This window comes from Nostoc sp. (assembly GCF_035638895.1).
Lineage (GTDB): Bacteria > Cyanobacteriota > Cyanobacteriia > Cyanobacteriales > Nostocaceae > Nostoc.
The window spans coordinates 1-1504 of sequence record NZ_DASQZC010000424.1; the positions used below are offsets into that span (position 1 = coordinate 1).

Sequence of the window (1504 nt, forward strand, 5' to 3'; positions counted from 1 at the left end):
ATTCGCTCTCTTTCTACTCAAGGGGAAAAAGCGTCCCAAACCTATTAAATCATACTCAACAAAAAATAAAATCATGATGAGTACATCTCAATTCCTGAGTCAAAGATAGTGTTTCACACTTATCAATGATTTTCCTGTAAACACGCGCTATAGGTAGCAACTAACACAACTAAGATATGATTCTGCTCATTTAGCCATGCCCAATATGGATGGTTTTGAGCTAATAGTTCACCTACTAAACATCTGCAAACCTGTCTGTTCTCATGGTCTTTATACCAATTTTTTATAAAGCTGCATAGAATTCGATCCCCCCTAGCCCACGCCAGTCGCTCCACTTGGGGAAACCCCAAGACCGCGCTGGCTCCCCTTAATAAGGGGGGAACCGGAAAAACATCCATCAAAGTCCCCCTTTTTAAGGGGGATTTAGGGGGATCAAGATATGTGCAACTTCACATTAAATTGGTATTAGGGCCTGCGGATTCGAGGAAAATCACTAGGGGAGTTTGAAGGCAGGGGCAAAAGCATTCCTGCCCAAACCCTCCATTTGGACGAACTACTCCATAGGCTTGCCATCGCTGGGGGTAGATATATGCCTAATCTCCATCTCCGCAACCCCAACCAATTGGGGTTTTCCATGCTACTTGTTACCCTTCTCCTGACGGAGAAGGGTAACAATTCGAGTATTACTTGCCCAAACTCCTGGCTTAATTTTCCAAGACTAACCTTTTAAAGTCTTGTAGACTAGTAAGGGAATGCCAAAAATAAATTTTTCAGCCAAATTTTAGTAAATTCAACGTAGCGATCGCCATCCTGGAAGTAACAATCAAAAGTTTTTTTGCAGTTGGGGGACACACTGTTATTTACATGCCCATCCTAATAATCAGTAATGCCTTTGCCAAAACCTACCCTTTAGATTTAATAGCGATCGCCTCTTCGACAGTTAAGAATCTAATGATAGAGTGCATTAGTGTACCTTACCGTAGGTATGGTTTGTTTTCAATTGGCACGGAAATTTCTCTTACGTTGTTTGTGCCTTGCAACTTCTTTGCGCTTGTGTTTTTCCAAAGGCGTTTCAAAGTGACGATTCTTTCTCATGTCTGGAAAAATACCTGCTTTGGAAACTTCCCTCTTAAATCGACGTAAGGCTGACTCAATTCCTTCATTTTCGCCCACAAATACTTGGGTCATTTTTATCTCCTATTTAATTGGCACTGGGCAATTTTAAGCTATCCAGTAGACCAGAGCGCAAAAAGGGCAGATTCATTATCTGCCCTGAAGACGTTAAAACTTAATTTTTGATTTTAAAGCTTAGTAGCGTCCTCCTCCTCCTCGAGAGTATCCACCGCCGCCGCCGCGACGATCGCCACCACCACCACCAAAGGAACCACTTCTGTCTTCCTTGGGTTTGGCCTTGTTCACTTTGAGATCGCGTCCCATCCACTCAGCACCATCAAGAGCTTCAATGGCAGCTGTTTCTTCAGCTTCTGTACCCATCTCTACGAAA

At 43.0% G+C, this 1504-nt stretch carries 1 protein-coding gene and 1 pseudogene; both read right to left on the reverse strand.

The window, feature by feature from the left end; translation table 11 throughout:
* Nucleotides 1-996: 996 nt before the first annotated feature.
* Nucleotides 997-1188: a 30S ribosomal protein S21 gene (gene rpsU, locus VE944_RS21355; protein WP_324981497.1), complete on the reverse strand. Its 192-nt coding sequence runs from the start codon at nucleotides 1186-1188 to the stop codon at nucleotides 997-999.
* Between the two features lie 120 nt (nucleotides 1189-1308).
* Nucleotides 1309-1504 (reverse strand): annotated as a pseudogene (locus VE944_RS21360) (RNA-binding protein); the annotation flags it as partial.

Coding starts and splice junctions, on each gene's coding strand:
- rpsU (WP_324981497.1), bottom strand. CDS start 1,188: ATGACCCAAGTATTTGTGGGCGAAAATGAAGGAATTGAGTCAGCCTTA.